Raw genomic sequence first — 18,930 nt, 5'->3', positions numbered from 1 at the left:
GTTGTCAGGCATGACGTCCACATCGCTCCCTCCACGGGGTCTCCGAATCGGTCTGTCCGCCATCGCGTGGCTAAACCTGCTCTCTGCGCTCGTAGGAATGGCGGGCCTGACGATCGGCGGTGGGATGGGTCTGCCTCCGGAGTGGATCGAGGGAACCGTCTTTCCTTCTTATTTCTGGCCCGGAATCCTCCTCGGCGCTGTCGTCGGAGGCATCCAAGCCGCCGCGCTCTTCGCTCAGCACAACAGGTTCCGCCTGACGTGGGGCCTGCACGCGGCCGCCGGCCTGACCATGATGATCTGGATCTTCGTCGAGATCGCCATCGTTCTCGCCTGGTCGCCGCTGCAAGGCATCTTCTTCACCACCGGACTCGTCCAGACGATCCTCGCCGTCCTTGCACTCGGCGCCTGGCCCCGCCCCTGCCTCCAACGAACCGACAGCCATCACGGTCAGTGACTAATTACATTGGGATAGAAGGTCACTAGGACCGACCTCGATGCTCTCCATCGCCCAATCCAGCTCGACCCCCGACCGTCAACTGAAATCTGTTCAGCCGATGAGGTCTTTCGAGAAGTTCAGCGAGTCGAAAGACCTGTTCGCTACGAGTTCCAATTGCCTCTGTGTTGCACCGTCTCGGGCGCGCTGAGACATGCCTTGGATGACTACACCGATGAACTCGGCAAGGTCCTCGGGATCGGAGTCAGCGGGCATGAGTCCGTTGGCGATATCGGCTGCGATCCTCTGCGACAGCAATACCACGTTGGCATTTCGCATGTCGCGCAATCGGTTTGCTATGTGACTGTTGGCGTCGGTCACGCTGACCGCCGCGCTGATGATCAGACAACCACCCGGACAAGACTCGTCGGTGTAATGGGACGCCGCGTCGTTCAAGAGGCGGCGAATCAATTCGGATGCCTCGCGCTCTTCGGCGAACGCCCGGTCCATGAAGTCGCCGCGAGTCGCGTTGTAGTGATCGACGGCGGCAAAGAACACTCCTTCCTTGCCACCGAAAGCGCTATAGAGACTCGGTGGATTTATGTGCATCGCAGCAGTCAACATGGCAACGGATGTCCCCTCGTAGCCGTGCTCCCAGAAGGCATACATCGCCTTGTCCAAGGCCGCGTCTACGTCGAACTTCCGCCCTTGTCCCGGCACCCCGGCCATGCAACCTCCCAATTCCGCAGCATCTACCGATCCAAATGTGATCTATTCTACTCTTGTAGCGATCACTATGCGAATGTCCTACTGTTCTCCTCGAAAGTTCATTTCGTTCACTGAAGTACCGCCGTACTGCTGACACAGCTCGCGAACGCTCTTTCACACCGTCTAGGGGGATCGACATGCGTAGTGCCGCTTCATTCAAACTGGGTCTCAGCCACAGCGCGGCCACCGATTCGACATGGAAGGTCGAAGCGGTCAAACAGGTCGAGTATCACGTGATCGCCGCACGAAATTTGTTCGCCAAGGACAGCACTCGACTACTCGACGGGTGCAGCGCAGCGTCGCTACACCGCGGAGACCGACGCTTGATCATCATCGACGCGAACGTCGACCGAATTCACGGGGATCGAATTCGAGGCTACTTCGAACACCACGGAATACGAGCATCCTTCGTACCGATGCGAGCCGACGAGACGGTCAAAGAGTGGGGTTCTGCGGTGCGGGTGGTCGACGCGATGAACGGATTCGGCATCGACCGACGCAGGGAGCCGGTAATCGCGATCGGCGGGGGTGTTCTACTCGACATCGTCGGTTTCGCCGCGAGCGTCTACCGCCGCGGAACGCCGTACATCCGGGTCCCCACCACACTGATCGGCCTCGTCGACGCCGGGGTCGGCGTCAAGACCGGAGTCAACTACGGCATGGGCAAGAATCGACTGGGGACGTATGCACCGGCCCTGGCAACTTTTGTCGACCGAGCATTCCTGCGCACCCTCGACAACCGACACTTGTCCAACGGACTTGCCGAGATACTCAAGATGGCCTTGATCAAGTCCCTCGATCTCTTCGAACTGCTGGAAATCTTCGGGGAACGATTGATCGATGACAGGTTTCAGGGCTCTTCCGACGAACTCGACACAGCAGCAACACAAGTCATCGCCGAGTCGATCCACCTGATGCTCGAGGAACTGCAGCCCAATCTGTGGGAATCCTGCCTCGAACGCTGCGTCGACTACGGCCACACATTCTCGCCCACGCTCGAGATGGAAGCATTACCGGAACTTCTGCACGGTGAAGCCGTAGCTGTCGACATGGCATTGACGTCTGCACTGGGTTATTTGCGGGGAAGTATCAGTGAAGCTGAACTTGATCGCGTCCTGACTGTAATGAGGCGCCTCGGCCTTCCCACCTGGAACGACGTCTTGTCCACACCGGGCGTCCTCGGCGCCGCATTGGCCGACACAGTGCGTCATCGGGACGGGCGGCAACGGCTGCCTTTGCCGGTCGGGATCGGTGGACACCACTTCGTCAATGATGTCACGATCGACGGAATCAACTCTGCCTCCGCCCTTTTGAACAGGAAGAGCGACGAGTTACGCGTCCGTGAGACGTCGGTGACGAAGGTCGCGTCATGAGGTGGGGCGGCCTCTACATCGAAGGCTTCGGCTCATACCTACCGGACAGGCGGGAACAAGCCTCCGACATGGTGACCGAAGGACGGTTCGATCCCGTCGAACAGCAGAAGACCGGACAGACTTCGGTTGCAGTGTCGGACCCTGATATCGGCGAATCCGCGCCGGAGATGGCAGTCTTCGCAGGCAGAGCTGCGTTGGCCGACAGCGGAATCAGCAGCAACGAAATCGACCTACTCGTGCATGCAGTGGTTCTGCACAACGGCCTGGAGGCGTGGAACTGCGGCGCCTACATTCAGAACGAACTTGGCATCGACGACTGCCTGCCGATCGAGATCCGAACAGCCTGCGCCGGAGCAATCGTCGGAATCGAACTGATCGGCCGCTGGTTCGACGGACACGGCAAAGGCCTGGTAACTGCATCCGACGCTTGGCGTCTCCCCCTGTTCGACCGGTGGAATTCCGACAGCGGTCTCGCCTACGGAGACGGCGCGGCCGCTGCTGTCATCGGCCCGGATCCGGGTCCCTTTCGTATTCTTTCGACTTCCGTAGTCACTGATGCACACCTCGAGCAGATGCACCGCGGGCACGAGCGCACAAGCATGCCTGTCTACGGCACCGCCGACCCGATCGATCTCCGAGCACGGGTGGGGGGCTTCACCGAGACTCACTCCATCGACGAGTTCTGGTCACGCAACGCGGCCGCCCTGTCTCGGTGCGCTGAAACAGCTTTGGGTGATGCCGCCACTCATCACGGTGACATCGCCACCTGGATCGTACCGAATTTCGGCAACGTCCTACTCCGCAAACAATGTTTCGAACCGCTGAAGATCCGCGCCGAGCAGACCTTGGTCGAACTCGGCAGAACCATCGGCCACACCGGTGCTGCCGACCCACTACTGGGCCTCGACCTGCTCCGCCGCAGCAAGGCCCTGCACCCCGGAGACCGGATCATGCTCACCGGCATCGGCGTCGGGTTCACATGGGGATGCGCAGTCGTCGAATACACCGGATACGAGAAGGGATAGGCCATGGTGGTCGAAACTCCGCACGAATTGACGACAACGGCTCGCTCTACCAACGCGAATGTCGCAATAATCTGGATGCTCCTGGCAGTGTTCGGCGTCGGCACTGTCGAATACCTTGTGGCCGGCGTACTTCCGGACATCTCCACCGACCTCGGGGTCAGCACCTCCACAGCAGGACTGCTCGTCACCATCTATGCCGTCACAGTGGTCATCGGTGGCCCTCTACTGACGATCGCTACCACCAGGGTGCCGCGGACACCTCTCATCGCCGCTCTGATGGCTCTCTTCGTCATCGGCAACATCGGAACTGCGCTGGCACCGAACTTCGCAACCATGGTGATATTTCGGATCATCACTGCTCTGCCACACGCGACGTTCTTCGCTCTGTGCCTGGTGCTGGCGACGTCGTTGGTGGCGCCTGAATTCCAAGGGCGTGTGATCGCCCGCGTCACCCTCGGACTGAACCTGGCGACGGTCCTCGGAGTCCCCTTGGGAACTCTCATCGGTACACAACTGGGTTGGCGCTGGTCTTTTGCGATCATCGCCGTTTTCCAACTGCTGGTCACCGCTGCGCTGATCGCCTCGACGCGCAACGCCGCTCCCTCTCACCAGACCGGCAACGTCAGCTCAGAGCTACGGGTGTTCACCCGGGGCCCAGTTCTGTGGGCGATCGGGCTGACCGCTCTCAGTCAGGCAGCGCTTTTCGTGGTGTTCACCTACATCTCGCCGTATCTCACCGAGCATGCCGGCATCTCGGTGTCGACGGTGACGGTGGTGTTGTTCGTATTCGGCGTCGGGTCTGTTGTCGGCAATCAACTCGGTGGTTACTACGCGGACAAGGACCTGGACAAAACGCTGTACATCGCGTTGACCGCGCTCGCGTTGGCACTTCTCGCTCTCTTCGTCTTCGGCGGAACGTCTTGGTTTGCCTTCGCCTGGATGTTCGTACTCGGTGCTACCGGTTTTTCCATTATTCCGCCGCTCGCCTCGAAACTCATCGGTGCCGCAAGCGAAGCCCCGCACCTTGCCGCCACGGTCAACATTGCAGGATTCCAACTTGCGAATGCTGCCGGCGCGTGGATCGGCTCGATCGCTCTGTCCGGCGGCAACAGTGTTGCAGTCCTGCCTGCTATCGGGGCAGTCCTCGCGGCGGGCGCAGTACTGCTGCTGTTCGTCAGTCGGCGCACTGCTCGGAGCGTGACGTGAAAGCCATGAGAGCTGCGATGATCGACGCTCCCCGTTCCGTGTCGATCGTGACGATCGACCGTCCCAACTGCGGGCCTGACGATGTCGTCGTCAAGGTTGCCTATGTCGGTCTGTGCGGTACGGATCTGGAGTTGTTGCACGGCACGTCGTCATACCTCACTGATGGCCTTACGTCGTTTCCGCATCACTTCGGGCACGAATGGGTGGGCACCGTAGAGCAGACCGGCCCGAATATTCACGATCTGTCGGCGGGTGACGTAGTCACCGGGAGCACGATGATTTTCTGCCAGGCGTGTTCGGCCTGCGGGGCCGGACGACGCAACCAATGCTCCGATCTGCGTGAGGTCGGGCTATACGAACATCCTGGTGCCGCAGCCGAATTCCTCCGCATGCCGCGGCGCACGGTCGTTTCACTCGGTCGCGTCACAGTCGAACCGGAGCACGTTCTCATCGAGCCGCTCGTGACGGTGCTCGAGGCGCTCGACGCTGCTTCGGTGTCGCCGGGTGATCGGGTTCTCGTCGTCGGCGCGGGCACGATCGGCAGCTTGTCCATCGCCATGCTGAGTCGATACCCGATCACCGTCGACGTTCTCGAACCCCGGTCGATCGAACACCTCGACTCCGGCACCGTCACACACAGTTTCACCGATGCGACACACCTGACCGGGCAGTACGACGTGGTCGTGGAGGCGTCTGGCGGCGCCGGTGCGCTGGGTACCGCCGTAGGCGTTCTCCGTCCGGGAGGCAAGTGCATCCTCGTAGGCGTCGCGGCGCACACGGAATCGATCGATCCCGGAGCGGTTGCGCTGGCCGGCATTTCGATCATCGGAGTACGTCACGGGGTAGATCACTACCGCCGAGCCGCGGAACTGTTCCCGCTGATTCGCCCGGCATTGACCGCATTGATCGACAGTGTGGTTCCTCTGACCGAAGCACAGTCCGCGTTCGATCGTCTCGAAGGCCACAGGACACGGCCGAAGGTGGTGATCTCTGTTGAGTGAGCTCGAATACACAGTGATAACCGGAGCGAGTAGTGGTATCGGCCGGGCAATCGCGCTCGCGCTTGCGAAAGAGGGTCACAACCTCGTCCTCGGATACGGCAATGGTCTCGATCGCATCGCACGGTTGGTGAGCGAAATAAATGCGCAGTTCCGCATCGACGTCGTTCCCCTGCAACTGGACCTGCGCAATGCCGAATCGACAGTCGACGCCGTTCTGCGATGCACAGATGAACTGGGTGAGATCCACTGCCTGGTAAACAATGCCGGAATCAACGATCGATCACCCGCAGATGCACTCGCCATCGATCGAATGCGCGAGGTCATGGCCGTCAATTCGATCACCCCACTTGCGTTGGCCTCGTCGGTGGGGCGCCGGATGATCGCGCGAGGTATCGCAGGATCGATCGTCAACATCACATCGATCCATGACACGGTCCCCATCACCGGCGGTGCAATCTACTGCGCCAGCAAGGCCGCATTGGCGGCGTCGAGTCGTGTCCTCGCCCTCGAATTCGCGCCCCACGGAGTGCGCGTCAATTCCGTCGCACCGGGAGAAACCGCCACCGCGATGAACGGCATCGATGACGAATCCTCGTATGCGGACATCGATCGCCCCGCTATCCCGTTGGGGCGTCCGGCCGGTGTGCACGAGGTCGCAGCAACCGCGGCGTTCCTCGCCGGGTCCGGTTCGAGCTATCTCACGGGGACCACCGTTACCGTCGACGGCGGACTGGTTCTGACTGCAGCCGAAGCGAATGCCCGCTACGCCGTCGATCATTCTCCAACGCAAGGTCTCATGAAAGGAATCGCATGAAAGCCATCGCAATCGAAGCCACCGGCGACCCAAGCGTTCTCGCTCTCACCGAGGTTGACGAGCCGACATCCGGCCCCGGAGACGTCACTGTTTCCGTTGCAGCCGCTGCCGTCAACCCTGTCGATCTGAAGACCCGTTCGGGGTTCTTGCCCATCGAGTTGCACTTCCCAGCCGTATTGGGATGGGACGTCTCCGGAACTGTTATCGCAGTCGGATCCGCGGTAACACGCTTCAGGCCAGGAGACCGCGTCATCGGAATGATCGCGCAACCGGCACACCGCTACGGAACCTACGCCGAACGCGTCACCGCCGACCAGTCCTTGTTCGCACCCGCTCCGTCGAACGTCACCCTCGAGCACGCTGCTGCGATCCCACTCGCAGCGCTCACCGCTGTGCAATGCCTCGAGAAACTCGACCTTGCACCAGAATCCACGGTGTTGGTGACCGGTGCTGCCGGCGCGGTGGGCCGAATAGCGTCGGCGCTGCTGATCTCGCGGGGACACCGCGTCGAAGCCCTCGCTCGCGAGAGCGACACTGACGAACTCTTGGCCCTCAGCCTCAGCCGGGTCATAGCGAGTCCCGTCGACCTGCCGCAGAAGGAGTACGACGCCATCGTCGACACGGCGGGTGTTGCCGAATCCGTCGACAGTGTGCGAGACGACGGCGCCTTCATCTCCATCGACGACAACGAGCAACCCGCACCGCAACGTGGAATCACACCGGCGAAAAGCTATGTCGACGAGGACGGCTCGGGCCTCGAATCATTCGCCGAACTGGTATCGACCGGTTCGGTCACCGTCCCTGTCGCCCGAACATTCCGGTTCGACGAAGCACCCCGAGCCCACGCTCTGCTGGCCGCGGGCGGAACCCGAGGAAAGGTACTGCTGATCCCATGACCGTGACCGCGAATGTCGAAAATGCCTTGTCCACAGTCGGTGTCACCGTTCCCGATGCGGACGCCGCCGCCAACTTCTTCGCTTCACTCCTGGGTGCGAACCGCGTCGTAAGATCCCCCGGACGTGCCTCCGTACCGATCGGATTGTCGGGGGTCGTGGATTTCGTATCAGCGGATTGGCCCCATCAACCCCCGCCGCGGTTGGTCGACATCGGCACCAACCATCTGTGCTTCACTGTCGGCGATATCGAACTCGCTGTGAGCTACCTTGATTCGCGAAGCGACGTGACAGTCCTCGGCGACGTGATCGAGGTACCCGAGGGTCCGATTGCGGGCAACAAGTGGGTGTACTTCCGGTCGCCGTGGGGCGATCTCTTCGAACTTCAGCAGTGGCCCGAGGAGCCGGGATACTTCCACGAGACCCAGGCCCGACTCCACCACAGACGAGAGGACATCGCGTCGGCCCTTCTCCCGACCTGCCGCGGTTTGGATCACACGGGCTACAGCGTCCCGGACCTCGACGCCGCGATAGCGCGTCTGGTGACCGCCCATTCGGGAACCGAGGTGCTCCGCACGGACATCGCAGCGGATCGCGGGTTCATGACGGCACAGTTCGATCTCGACGTCGAAGGAACGTCCCGGATGGCGATGGTATCCGTCGGCGACTTGAACATCGAGTTGTTCGAGCACCACATCGGCCGGCAGGAGGCCCCTCGCCCTTTGACCGCCAACGGGGGAAACTTCCTGACGTTCCGCCACGGGGGCGCCGCACGACTGATTCCGAGTTCGCTGTGAAGTACGGAATCAATCTCCCCAACTTCGGGCCGCAGATCGACCCCGAGGGGATTCTCGCGTGGGCCCGGACAGCGGAAACTGCCGGATTCGACAATGTCCTGCTCTCGGATCACGTGGTGTTGACCGACGACGCGAATCGCCGCTCTCCCGCTCCGTTTTACGAGTGCCTGGCCACGCTGTCCTGGCTCGCAGCGGGTACCGAGTCGATTCGCCTGGGCAGCGGCGTGCTGATCGGCAGTCACCGACACCCGGCCCACCTCGCCCACGCGACCGCGACGATTGATCGACTCAGCGGCGGACGGTTGATCGTGGGCATCGGGGTCGGCTGGACTGCACAGGCTTTCGACGTCCTCGGCGTTCCGTTCACACGTCGAGGCCGACTGACGGATACCACTCTCGAAACCCTGATCGCAGCGTGGACGTCGGAGACATACGACGCACCGGGCTCGGCCGGAACACATCGCGTGCACAACGGACCTCTACCGCTGCAGCAACCACACCCTCCGTTGTGGATCGGCGGCAACGGACCCGCTGCGATCGACCGAACCAACAGATTAGGCACTGCATGGCACCCATTGCACCCTACCCGGGGCCTATGCATCGCTGGAGTCGCTTCACTCGCCCCCGGGCGTGAGTTCGTCCCCCGCATCTACTTTCTCCCCACCGAAAAATCTGTCGAATCACCAGACCGTCCACTCGGGTACGGAACCATCAACCAGATACGTGCCGACATCGATTTTCTGTCTGAGATCGGTGCACAGACGATTGTGCTCGATACCGATCCTGGCGACCAGCGACTGCGCCGCTCAACCGACCACGATCTCGATCTGATTCGCATTGCCGGCGAAAGTTTGGGAATGAGTCGGGTGGCAATCTTATGACTCTGCGGCCCAGCTCGATTCGACAATCCATTTCGACCTCGGCACTGCTGTTCGACATGGACGGAACCCTCGTCGATTCGCAGGCGTCGATCGAGGCTGTCTGGTTCGAATTCGCGGACCGGCACGGCGTTGATCGGGCGGTGGTAGCGCAGGCACTTCCAGGCCGCATCGCTTCCGACATCATCGTTCGGGTTCTCGGTAATCGAGCAAACGTCGAATCCGAACTGAACTGGATCAGGCAAAGCGAAGAGCAGAACTCGCATCCAGTTCGCGCCATCGCCGGCGCCAAGGACTTTCTGGCGTCTGTGCCCCCGGAGCGGTGGGCGATTGTCACGTCGGCCCCTCGATCGATGATGGTGCGAAGGCTCACTGAAGCCGGCCTCCCGCTTCCACACGCGTCGGTATGCGCTGAGAACGTGCGCGTCGGCAAGCCAGATCCCGAGGGCTTTCTTGCAGCGGCGGCGCGCTTGAAGGTTTCCGCCGACTCCTGCACCGTATTCGAAGACTCCTCGGCCGGCATGGCTGCTGCGGCCGATTCCGGCGCATCATGCGTTGCAATCGGAGCCGAGCCCGGACGAAACCTTTTGAGAGTGAATAACTTTACTTCACTACGACTCTCCCGAGAGAGATCGGAGCTCGTAATCGACGTGGTACCGGAACTATGACGGATACCGTATCGGTCGATCTGGGAGGTACGTGGCTACGCATCCGCAGCGGTGAGCGAACCGAACGGCTGCCATCGCCCAGCGTGCTCCGACAACCGTCTGCCACTCCCGATCAACTCCTGCGCGAGCTGATCGAAACACTGGATCGATATCTACCGCCGGGTGCCGCAGTGAACATGGCGTGCGGGGCCGCGCTCGACGAACAGAAGGGCGTCGCCCATGGATCCGGCCCATTGTGGGGCGGCGCTCCTGCCGGTGAGATTCCGTTGCTGCGCCTCCTCGAATCCCACCGCCCGGACGTTCGATGGACACTCGTGAACGACGTGACGGCAGGGTTGGCGTCATTCGCTCGTGGGTTTACACGTCCCACCGATCGGCGCATCGCCTACCTCACCATCAGCAGCGGGATCGCACTGCGGATAGCTGATGCAAAAGAGGGAGTGATTCCAGTGGACGCATTGGGGTTGCAAGGTGAGGTCGGCCACCTTCGTGCAGTGACGTCGGGGCCGGATACGGTGCGACAGTTGCCCTGCGCATGTGGAGGCGTCGGACATGTCGCGGCGATCTCGTCCGGCTCGGCGTTGACTGCTGTCGCCTCGGCTCTCGAATTGCCCTATGACAGAGATTCGTTCGGTCCAGCACTCGAGTCAGGCGCCCCTGGTGCATCACTTCTGTTGCGCGTGGTCGTCGAGCCGATCGCCGAGCTGGTCAGAACGATGATCGCCCTCGATCCACGACTGGATCGCATCGGGATCGGTGGCGGGCTCGCCGAAGGTCTGTCCGAGATGTACGAGAGGGAACTTTGTTCCCAACTCGCCTCGGTGCGATCGTACGCGGACACGTCACTGACTCCCGAGAGAATCCGTAAGACGATATACCTGTGCCGTCCTCACGACATCGACACCCTGTCCGGTGCCGACGATATTGCCGCCGGTCGCCTCCGCGTAAGCAAGCTGTGAAAGAGGATTCATGACAACGCAACTCACCCATCGCGCAATCGTGAGAAGGGGCAGTCGGTCGAGCGTCGAAAAGCGGCCGACTCCAACTCCCGGGCCCGGCGAACTTCTCGTCGCCCCCGAGAAAGTCAGCCTGTGCGGGACTGACATTCAGATTGTGCGCGGAGACAGGGACGACCCCTCGCCCATCGTCGGCCACGAAGGCGCTACCCGCGTCGTCGAAGTGGGCGACGGCGTCACCGACTTCGAGGTAGGTGATCGAGTCGTGGTCAACCCGACGCATCCGCATGATTCATCGTTTCTTCTCGGCCACAACGTCGAGGGGTTGTTTCAACAACGCGTCATCATCGGCGTGCCCGCGGTCAGTGGAGGGTTGGTCACGCCGTTGCCACTGGAACTTTCCAGCGCACGCGCTACTCTCGTCGAACCGTACGCCGTCGTCAGGTATGCGCTGTCCTGCCTCTCACGCGAGTCACCGGAGACGCTGCTCATTTTCGGCGACGGTCTCATCGGAAATCTGGCTGCTGCCCTCGCACCCTCCGTTCTCTTCCCAACCGTCCGAGTAGTAATGGTCCACCGCACCGAAATCGGCATGGAGTGGACGACGAATCACTTTCCATCCGTGGTTAACTCGCTCGCTACCGAGAACTGGGTACGCGAAACCACAGGCTCGGTCGCTGTGCTGGTCGCGACTCACCGCGCCGGCACAGTAGCGTCGATCGACACCGCTCTGGAACGCCTCGGCGATCGAGTTGTCGCCGTGCATCCGATTGGTGGAGTGCCGGCCAAGGCCACGTCCGATTTGTTACCCGGGGTGGACATCGCCGGGGTGCGACAAGCCAACACGGGTGGACCGACACCACCCGCGATCACCACGTTCACCAGGGGCGCTCTGCGCGTTGCCTTGACTGGAAACAGAGGAGTCACTAACCACCAACTCGCCTCCGCTGCAGCTGCATTGACGAGCGCCGACGACACGATTGACACGCTACTCACACACCAACTCGGCATCGATGAGGGCACCGCATTGATGAACGTGATCTGCGATAAACGGACCCGAGAGGTGGACGGCGAGTTGGTGATTCGATTGGTGGTGAATCTTGCGGGCCGTTGAAGGTATTTGATCCGACGAACTCGGGGAACAACCAGCCAAGACCTCCCGCCCGAGATCCCCCCACGAACTCGCATTGCTAGTGTTGATGACGTGTTTGCCACGGGACCCAACGCGCTGACGGTAGAAGGCCAACCGACGCTTCAACACATAGATTTCACTGTTTTGGATTCTTTTCGATTTCCCGACCGGCAGGGCTTCCCCGATTCCTATCGCGCATTCATCCGCCACGCAGGGTGGGCGCGGACCTTCGGACTCTGGCTCATCTATCCGCCCGCCCTTCCCGGATTTGCCGACGGCTGGCAAGGGCGCGCCCGCAACCTCACCGCTCATCTTCATTCCATCTACCGAGAAGGACGGGATGACGAGTTCGATTGGATGATCGAACCCGACGGCAATTGGTCACTCCCTGACTCGCTGCAGGTTTTCGGATGGAGCGAAAACGGCGATGCACTGCTGTGGGACACAGCATCCCGCGGCGCTGACGGAGAGTTTCCGGTTTGGGAATCGCGCTCGTTCATCTCCCTCCACCGTCTCGGCGGGAGCTTCCACGAAGTACTACCGTCCATTCGCACCCGGGCTCTGGACCTGTTCGGACCTCGCACCTTCGACATCGAGCCACTCCTGCCAACCGCGCTCTGATGCGCGACCCAAATTACCGATACGTCGCGGACACAGCCACCAATACGAAACCTATGATGACGACCAGCGACAGATAACCGAGGACGAGACCGGCCACTGCCAACCCGCGCCCACTTTCGCCGGATTGGCGAATTTGATTCAGCGACACGTGGCCCACTGGAATAGCAAAGACCCCACCGAAGATTCCAAGTACGAGTGCGGCGATGGCCAAGGCATTCGTTCCGACCGCCGGTCCCGCTGGATAGCGCACTTCAAGCTGATCTGCGAGTACCGGAATCCCGTCGGATGTGAAGCCCACTTGCGCAAAAACGGGTCGGCCATCGGCGGTGTAGCCGACCACCCCAGGAAGCGGCACCGCCGCCGCCTGCCTGACAGGCCCGAATGTCGAACGAAGGCTCCTCCCTAACAGCAGCGCCCCGACCATATACAGCAACAGTCCCGCCACTGATCCGGCTACCCAGGCTCCACGAAACGCCGGCCCGTCGACGTCGAGGATCCTCCCCGCCGCCCTTACCCCGGAACCTGCTGCACCGACCGCGATACTCAAATTCACCGCGCCGGGAACAACGGCAAGCAATGCAATGGCACCGATACCAAGCGACAATGCCGGGCCACCGCGGCGCCGCCACGCCAACGAACTCATCAGCGCTGCAAACAAAGTCACAGCGATGCCTAGAAGCCCAGCCATAAATCCGACAACGACTCCCGTCTCGAAGTCCCCACCTACATGACGAGCAACCCACTGTGCCCAGGCCCGCGCGAATGGCGGCCCGAGCGTCAGCGAGACAACGACCGTTGCAACCGCAACGCACGCCGCGACACTGACGACCCGCAGGATCCAACCCAGATAACCGGAATGCGAATTATTGGGCGCGACAGCAGTTTCCGAGTCGATCACCAGAATTCCTTCGTTCAGAGTGTGAGAACAGAACGGCTTTAGCCGTCGCTCCACACAGAACCGTCGCCGGACCGGCTCACTCATCTGATCAAGCCCTGGTCCCTGTGTCTGTAGTTCGTTCGCATGACCCAAACCTTGATAGCGTTGATTTCATATTTGTGTTAGCGTTGTTTACATGAGCTCGAAAGCAAAGATTCTGGCCGCAGCGACCGAGCTGCTCAACACCTCCCCCAACGGCGACATATCCACCCGCGCCGTGTGCGAGATGGCCGGCGTCGGCGCCCCCGCGCTCTACCGCCAGTTCGGCGACAAGGACGGACTGCTCGCAGCCGTCGTCGAGGCAGGTTTCTTCGAATATCTCGAAGGCAAACGCGCTGCGACACCTTCCGATGACCCCGTTGCCGATCTACGGGCCGGCTGGGATGCACATACAGCCTTCGCGCTCGCACATCCCGCTCACTATCGGCTGATGCACTCACCCTCTGCCCAGAGCGCAGACACTGCCTTGCAGGCTCAGGCGCTACTTCGATCGGTTCTCGAACGATGTGCTACCGCAGGCGTTCTGACCGTATCGGTCGACGTGGCTACGCAGATGGTGATGTCCGCCAATGCGGGCGTCGCGCTGATGCTCGTCGTAAGGCCGGAACAGTACCCCGATCCGACGCTGTCACAGCGAGTTCGCGACGGAATCTTCGCGTCCATCATCGATGAATCCGGCGCCCACACGGACGCCTCACTCAACAGAGTTGCATCCACTCTCGACGCCCAACTGGCCGCCGCAGATTCAACTTCCCTCTCCGCCAACGAAGTCGGCCTACTGCGAGAGTGGCTCCGCAAGCTGTCCGATGCAACCGAAACCAGTTCAGGAGTTACATCATGACTGACACCACTACCCGCGTCGCCATCGTCACCGGAGCTTCCGGCGGCATCGGGCGAGCGACTGCAGAGAAGCTCGCCGTCGACGGAATGGCTGTCGCCGTGCACTATTCAGGAAACCGTCAACGCGCCCAGGAAACAGTCGACACCATCGTCGCTGCGGGCGGTCGCGCCATCGCGGTGCATGCCGACGTCGCCGACGAAGGTGAAGTCGCTGCACTGTTCGATACGGTAGAGGAGGAGTTCGGAGGCATCGACGTCGTCGTTCACGCAGCCGGAATCATGATCCTCTCCACCGTTGCCGAACTGAACTTCGACGATTTCGATCGGATGCATCGGACCAACGTCCGAGGAACCTTCGTGGTCGACCAGCAGGCAGCCAGACGTGTCCGGCGCGGCGGTGCGATCATCAATTTCTCTACTTCGGTGAAAAAGCTGGCCTTCCCGACCTATGCCGCGTACGCCGCGACCAAAGGTGCTGTCGACGCGATCACCCTGGTTCTCGCGAAAGAGCTACGCGGACGCGACATCACGGTCAACGCGGTAGCCCCTGGCCCCACAGCCACCGACCTGTTCTTGGACGGGAAAGACGAAGCTACAGTGGAGAATCTGTCCAAGCTGGCCCCCCTGGAGCGGCTCGGCACACCGGTGGATATCGCGGAGGCTGTGGCGTTCCTCGCCGGCCCAGCTCGTTGGGTCAACGGCCAGGTCATCTACGTCAACGGCGGCGTGATCTAGCGACACTGTCTCCTAAGGACCACACCTTGCCAATTCCGACAAAACAGTCAAACCAGTCGACTTTGGTTGTAATGTGCAAACAATGGAAAACCAGGATCGAGGGTCCGCCCGGACGTCACGGCGACAGTTCATCAGCGTTGCAGGGCTTGCGGCAACCGCCGTCGTAACCTTCGCAACCTCGTCGACCGCCGGCGCCGCCGGCCCCACCGCGCCCAATCCGGGTTCGCGGGTAGGCGATCCTGCAGAAGCCCAAGCGGTACAGCGCGTCGCAGAGACACTGTTGAACAGTGGAGTTCCCGGTCTTGCCTTCGCCATCGTCAAACCGGATGAGAAGAACCGCAAGGCCAGTGTCACCACGACGTACCACTACGGATATGCCGACGTCGAAAACGGCGTGAGAGTCACTCCTCGAACGCAATTCGAGATCGCTTCGGAGACCAAGACCTTCACCGCTGCACTACTTGCGAAACTGATCGCTCGGGGAGAAGTCGGATTGGACGACTTGGCGAGCAAGTATTCGGATGGCAACCCACTGCCGAAAGGCAGCGGTGGCGAGGAGATCACGCTTCGCCAACTGGTCACCCACCGTTCGGGTCTCAGCGACGACCCGCCCAATCTTTCGGCAGGATGTGCCGATCCCAAGAAATCATGCAACGACGAGAAGGCGAAGTACACCAGAAATATGCTCTGGGAAGGACTCCAAGACGCCGGCGCCTTGGAGTTCTCCCCCGGTAGCCACTGGATGTACTCGGACTTCGGATTCGGACTGCTCGGCACACTCATGGCAGACAAAATCATTCCGGGACAGGAGAAGCCGCCTTTCGCGGCCGCAGTCGCCCGCGAAATCACCGACCCGCTCGGGATGATGGGTACCGTGATCGAGTCCAAGGCAACCGACCTGGCCGTTCCGTACTACCTCGACGGCACAAGAGCGCCTCTGTGGAACAACACTGGTGCGATCGCAGGCGGGGGTGGCCTGGTCAGCACCGCTGAGGACATGTCGATTTGGGCCGCAACAACGCTCGGCTATGGCAACAACCCACTCAAACCGTTACTGACCTCCATGCTCGATCAGATCGCCACCCAGGCTCCGGAGAATCCGGCCTTCGGAATGGGAATGGCGTGGCAGCTCCAACCCCCGACGCCGAACTTCCCACAACGGTTCGCCAAGAAGAACGGTGGCAGCACGGGTTCCAACTGCATCACCCTGTTGGTCCCCGACAGTGGCTGGTCGATCACGATTCTGGCGAACGGTGGAAACGCGGCGATGATCGACCCTGCAGCAGAGAACCTGATGCATGATCTGGTTCCGAGACGACCGCTATTCGGTAGCTCGACCGGAAGTTCGTCGGGCAGCGACGTCGGCTTCCAGACCGGGTCATTCGGATAGACCCACTTACCTACGGGCGCTACATCTTCGTCGAGCGCGCCATCACGAAGCAGTAGAGCCCGTATGTGATGATGCCCAATCCGGCAAGGATCAGCAGGGCGACTCCGTACGGTTGCGCACCCAGCGTCTTGAACGCTCCGTCGAGGCCGGAGGCCTTTCCTGGTTCGGAGTTGTTGACCGCGAGCAGAACCAGAATGCCGACCGCGGCGATGGCCAAGCCCTTGGCGACGTACCCAACGGTTCCGAGTCGGCGCACGAAGGCGCTGGGTGTGCCTTTCAGATCGTCCAGGAAGTTCTGACTCGCGCCCTTATACACGTGGTAAAGACCAACAGCGATGATGACGATCCCGCCGAGCACCAATGCGATAGTCCCAAGCGTGTTCTCCATCAGACGTGCCGTGATTCCCGCACTCTGACCACTGCTCGACTTACCGCTACCGCGCGCGAATCCGAATGCAGTGAAAGCAAAACCGAAATAGACGAGCGAGATGCCCAAAGCTTTGGCGCGATCGAAGAACTCCTTCTTCTTGTCGTCCGAGGACGGCGACGACGAGCTTCCCAGCGCCGCCTCGGCCAATCTCCACAACGCCATGGCAAGGAAGGCGACGACGCCGAACCACAGGGCGAAGACGCCCCCTGGCTTTCCTGCCAACTCGGCCATCGCACCCGATTGGTCCGCAGACCCGGATCCACCGAGAGCAACGCGGATCGCGATATATCCGATCAGCAGGTGAACGACACCGCTGACGATGAATCCGGCACGGGCAAAGCGCTCGAAGACGTTGTTCTGTGCAACGTCAGCGGCCGTCGACGCGACGCTTTTCTGGTCCTGCGGTGACGATTCTTTGTTCATCATGATCGACGAACCATATACGGAGCGACGCTTACCTCGAACGCGTGCATGAAGGGTTTCGAGGTCAAGGGTTGCGAGGGCTCTGATCCGGCGCCGATCGCGGTTCTTCGGGGTTGGGGACCTTGGGGTCGGGGACCTTCGGGTTGGGAACCTTCGGGTCGATCGTGTCTGCGTGATCTCTTTGCTGGTTCAGTTCCTCGCGAGAACTCGTCGCCTCTTTCCGGTGTTGCGCTGCATGGTGTTGCAGCGCAGACGCTTCCGCCGCTTTGGCGTCCGCCTCCGCTTTCACCATGCGCGCCTTGGCTGCCGTCTCTTCTGCCCGCGCCTCGCGCTCGCCGACTTGCAGCGACTTGTCTGCGACGTCTTCGCGGATCTGTTCTGCCTCGATGTGTCGACGCTCGTCACGTCTGTTTCGCGCCACCCACAGGAGTGCGGCCACGATCGCTATCACCACGACCACGGCAACAATTATCCAGATAATGCTGCTGGTACTCATACTGCGAGAGGTACCCACCTGCGACTTTCTCACACGCAGGCAAACAAATACGCCGAATTACAGGTCGGTCGGATGTGTGTTGGCTCCGCATAAAACCACGCACAGTTCACCGCCGGACGGCTGCGTGACCGTTCCGTTCAGAACCGGAACCAATGCTGCTGCGGTTCCCAACTCCACCAGAATCCGGAACTCTCGCCACAGGAATGCCCGAGCTTGCCGGATCGAATCATCGTCGACCACAACACTGTCTACCGAACTCTCATGCAGTGTCTCCCAGGCGATGGCGCCAATGCGTGTGGCCCCCAATGAATCCCCCGCGATGCTGTTCACTTCGATGTCGACCGGGCGACCCGCATCGAGCGAGGTATGCAAGGTGGCGGCTCCGGTCGGCTCGACGGCTACTACTTGATCTTCGGGACGTGCCGCCGCGGCGATTCCAGAGACCAAACCACCACCGCCGACTGCAATGCAATACGTGATCGGTCCGGACGCCTCGTCTTCGATCTCGAGAGCGATGGTGCCGGCCCCACTGACGATGTCGGGCAGGTCGTAGGCGTGCAGTTCGAGCGCGCCGCTCGCGCGTGCGATCTCCGCCGCAGCGGCAGCAGCGAGTGCGTAGCGATCGCCTACCTTGTGAACGGTGGCGCCCAACTCCCCGAGCGCCTTCACCTTTGCGTCGGGCGCGGTCTCCGGCACCACCACGGTGCATGTGAGTCCTCGTCGCCGCGCCGCCCACGCGGCCCCGATCGCAGCATTGCCACCGGACGCGATCACCACGCCGGCATCGGGCATGGTGCCGTTGGCTACAGCTCGTTCCACTGCATTGAGACTGCCGCGCACTTTGAAGGAACCGCCGTGCTGGAGGTACTCGAGCTTGAACAGAACCGGTACCTCGCCGTGTGGCGTCGGCAGTGCAGTTCGAAAGATCGGGGTACGCCGCGCCAACCCTGCGATACGAGTCCGTGCGGCTTCGACGTCCGAGCGCTCGATTGCCAGCGGACCTGCGTTGTTGTCGGCGGTGAGAGTCATGCACCAACCCTACGGTTCGCAACGTCGACACGAAGCAGTCGGTCCACCGTGATCAAGATGTCTGTTTTTCACCAAATACTGCCCG

At 61.3% G+C, this 18,930-nt stretch carries 21 protein-coding genes; 16 read left to right on the top strand and 5 right to left on the bottom strand.

Annotated elements, in window-relative coordinates; all coding sequences use genetic code 11:
• Positions 1 to 10 precede the first annotated feature (10 nt).
• Complete coding sequence (locus ACFWAD_RS05790; protein ID WP_378542081.1) at positions 11 to 454, top strand: hypothetical protein; 444 nt, start codon at positions 11 to 13, stop codon at positions 452 to 454.
• 93 nt (positions 455 to 547) lie between these two features.
• On the opposite strand, the gene ACFWAD_RS05785 is transcribed toward ACFWAD_RS05790, so the two are convergent.
• Positions 548 to 1,162 (bottom strand): TetR/AcrR family transcriptional regulator, encoded by a 615-nt coding sequence (locus tag ACFWAD_RS05785; RefSeq protein ID WP_378542079.1) that lies wholly within the window; start codon positions 1,160 to 1,162, stop codon positions 548 to 550.
• A 176-nt stretch (positions 1,163 to 1,338) separates the two neighbouring features.
• On the opposite strand from ACFWAD_RS05785, the gene ACFWAD_RS05780 reads away from it, so the two are divergent.
• The 12 genes from ACFWAD_RS05780 to ACFWAD_RS05725 all read left to right on the top strand — a co-directional run bounded on the left by ACFWAD_RS05780 (position 1,339) and on the right by ACFWAD_RS05725 (position 12,565).
• Complete coding sequence (locus ACFWAD_RS05780) at positions 1,339 to 2,574, top strand: sedoheptulose 7-phosphate cyclase (RefSeq protein ID WP_021345782.1); 1,236 nt, start codon at positions 1,339 to 1,341, stop codon at positions 2,572 to 2,574.
• Positions 2,571 to 3,599 (top strand): 3-oxoacyl-ACP synthase III family protein, encoded by a 1,029-nt coding sequence (locus ACFWAD_RS05775; RefSeq protein ID WP_020971052.1) that lies wholly within the window; start codon positions 2,571 to 2,573, stop codon positions 3,597 to 3,599. Before ACFWAD_RS05780 ends, ACFWAD_RS05775 begins: the two co-directional genes overlap by 4 nt.
• A gap of 3 nt (positions 3,600 to 3,602) precedes the next feature.
• On the top strand, positions 3,603 to 4,805 hold the full coding sequence (locus tag ACFWAD_RS05770) for an MFS transporter (protein ID WP_378542076.1): 1,203 nt from the start codon (positions 3,603 to 3,605) through the stop codon (positions 4,803 to 4,805).
• A gap of 5 nt (positions 4,806 to 4,810) precedes the next feature.
• Positions 4,811 to 5,806: a zinc-binding dehydrogenase gene (locus tag ACFWAD_RS05765; RefSeq protein WP_020909399.1), complete on the top strand. Its 996-nt coding sequence runs from the start codon at positions 4,811 to 4,813 to the stop codon at positions 5,804 to 5,806.
• Entirely contained in the window at positions 5,799 to 6,620 is an 822-nt protein-coding gene (locus ACFWAD_RS05760) for an SDR family oxidoreductase (RefSeq protein WP_378542074.1), read from the top strand. Before ACFWAD_RS05765 ends, ACFWAD_RS05760 begins: the two co-directional genes overlap by 8 nt.
• The gene (locus tag ACFWAD_RS05755) at positions 6,617 to 7,516 is read left to right on the top strand and encodes an NADP-dependent oxidoreductase (RefSeq protein ID WP_378542071.1); all 900 of its coding nucleotides are present in this window, start codon (positions 6,617 to 6,619) and stop codon (positions 7,514 to 7,516) included. Before ACFWAD_RS05760 ends, ACFWAD_RS05755 begins: the two co-directional genes overlap by 4 nt.
• Positions 7,513 to 8,310 carry a VOC family protein gene (locus tag ACFWAD_RS05750; protein WP_378542069.1) on the top strand — a complete coding sequence of 266 codons (798 nt, stop codon included), beginning with the start codon at positions 7,513 to 7,515 and terminating at the stop codon, positions 8,308 to 8,310. Before ACFWAD_RS05755 ends, ACFWAD_RS05750 begins: the two co-directional genes overlap by 4 nt.
• Positions 8,307 to 9,191 (top strand): TIGR03619 family F420-dependent LLM class oxidoreductase, encoded by an 885-nt coding sequence (locus tag ACFWAD_RS05745; protein WP_378542067.1) that lies wholly within the window; start codon positions 8,307 to 8,309, stop codon positions 9,189 to 9,191. Before ACFWAD_RS05750 ends, ACFWAD_RS05745 begins: the two co-directional genes overlap by 4 nt.
• Positions 9,188 to 9,856, top strand: a complete 669-nt coding sequence (locus ACFWAD_RS05740) for an HAD-IA family hydrolase (protein WP_378542065.1) — start codon at positions 9,188 to 9,190, stop codon at positions 9,854 to 9,856. Before ACFWAD_RS05745 ends, ACFWAD_RS05740 begins: the two co-directional genes overlap by 4 nt.
• Positions 9,853 to 10,815, top strand: coding sequence for an ROK family protein (locus ACFWAD_RS05735; protein WP_378542063.1), 963 nt, complete (start codon positions 9,853 to 9,855; stop codon positions 10,813 to 10,815). The genes ACFWAD_RS05740 and ACFWAD_RS05735 overlap by 4 nt, the downstream gene beginning before the upstream one ends.
• Before the next feature lie 10 nt (positions 10,816 to 10,825).
• Complete coding sequence (locus ACFWAD_RS05730) at positions 10,826 to 11,926, top strand: alcohol dehydrogenase catalytic domain-containing protein (RefSeq protein ID WP_378542061.1); 1,101 nt, start codon at positions 10,826 to 10,828, stop codon at positions 11,924 to 11,926.
• Between the two features lie 90 nt (positions 11,927 to 12,016).
• On the top strand, positions 12,017 to 12,565 hold the full coding sequence (locus ACFWAD_RS05725) for a hypothetical protein (protein ID WP_378542059.1): 549 nt from the start codon (positions 12,017 to 12,019) through the stop codon (positions 12,563 to 12,565).
• Between the two features lie 13 nt (positions 12,566 to 12,578).
• Here ACFWAD_RS05725 and ACFWAD_RS05720 read toward each other — a convergent pair whose 3' ends face one another.
• Positions 12,579 to 13,463 (bottom strand): DUF4190 domain-containing protein, encoded by an 885-nt coding sequence (locus ACFWAD_RS05720; RefSeq protein WP_378542057.1) that lies wholly within the window; start codon positions 13,461 to 13,463, stop codon positions 12,579 to 12,581.
• Positions 13,464 to 13,638: 175 nt separating this feature from the next.
• Between ACFWAD_RS05720 and ACFWAD_RS05715 the strand changes: the two genes are divergently transcribed.
• The 3 genes from ACFWAD_RS05715 (at position 13,639) to ACFWAD_RS05705 (ending at position 16,467) form a co-directional block, all read left to right on the top strand.
• Positions 13,639 to 14,343 (top strand): TetR/AcrR family transcriptional regulator, encoded by a 705-nt coding sequence (locus ACFWAD_RS05715; RefSeq protein WP_378542055.1) that lies wholly within the window; start codon positions 13,639 to 13,641, stop codon positions 14,341 to 14,343.
• Positions 14,340 to 15,077 (top strand): SDR family oxidoreductase, encoded by a 738-nt coding sequence (locus ACFWAD_RS05710; RefSeq protein WP_378542053.1) that lies wholly within the window; start codon positions 14,340 to 14,342, stop codon positions 15,075 to 15,077. The genes ACFWAD_RS05715 and ACFWAD_RS05710 overlap by 4 nt, the downstream gene beginning before the upstream one ends.
• An 82-nt stretch (positions 15,078 to 15,159) precedes the next feature.
• Positions 15,160 to 16,467, top strand: a complete 1,308-nt coding sequence (locus tag ACFWAD_RS05705; RefSeq protein WP_378542051.1) for a serine hydrolase domain-containing protein — start codon at positions 15,160 to 15,162, stop codon at positions 16,465 to 16,467.
• Between the two features lie 19 nt (positions 16,468 to 16,486).
• Here the strand turns inward: ACFWAD_RS05705 and ACFWAD_RS05700 are convergent, their stop codons facing one another.
• The 3 genes from ACFWAD_RS05700 to ACFWAD_RS05690 form a co-directional block, all read right to left on the bottom strand.
• Positions 16,487 to 17,323, bottom strand: coding sequence for a DUF1206 domain-containing protein (locus tag ACFWAD_RS05700; RefSeq protein ID WP_378542049.1), 837 nt, complete (start codon positions 17,321 to 17,323; stop codon positions 16,487 to 16,489).
• A gap of 61 nt (positions 17,324 to 17,384) precedes the next feature.
• Positions 17,385 to 17,816 carry a hypothetical protein gene (locus tag ACFWAD_RS05695; RefSeq protein ID WP_378542047.1) on the bottom strand — a complete coding sequence of 144 codons (432 nt, stop codon included), beginning with the start codon at positions 17,814 to 17,816 and terminating at the stop codon, positions 17,385 to 17,387.
• Positions 17,817 to 17,873: 57 nt separating this feature from the next.
• Complete coding sequence (locus tag ACFWAD_RS05690) at positions 17,874 to 18,845, bottom strand: serine/threonine dehydratase (protein WP_378542045.1); 972 nt, start codon at positions 18,843 to 18,845, stop codon at positions 17,874 to 17,876.
• Positions 18,846 to 18,930 lie beyond the last annotated feature (85 nt).

It is taken from the genome of Rhodococcus sp. NPDC059969 (genome assembly GCF_042738325.1).
Lineage (GTDB): Bacteria > Actinomycetota > Actinomycetes > Mycobacteriales > Mycobacteriaceae > Rhodococcus_F.
This window is presented reverse-complemented; position numbering and strand designations above follow the sequence as displayed.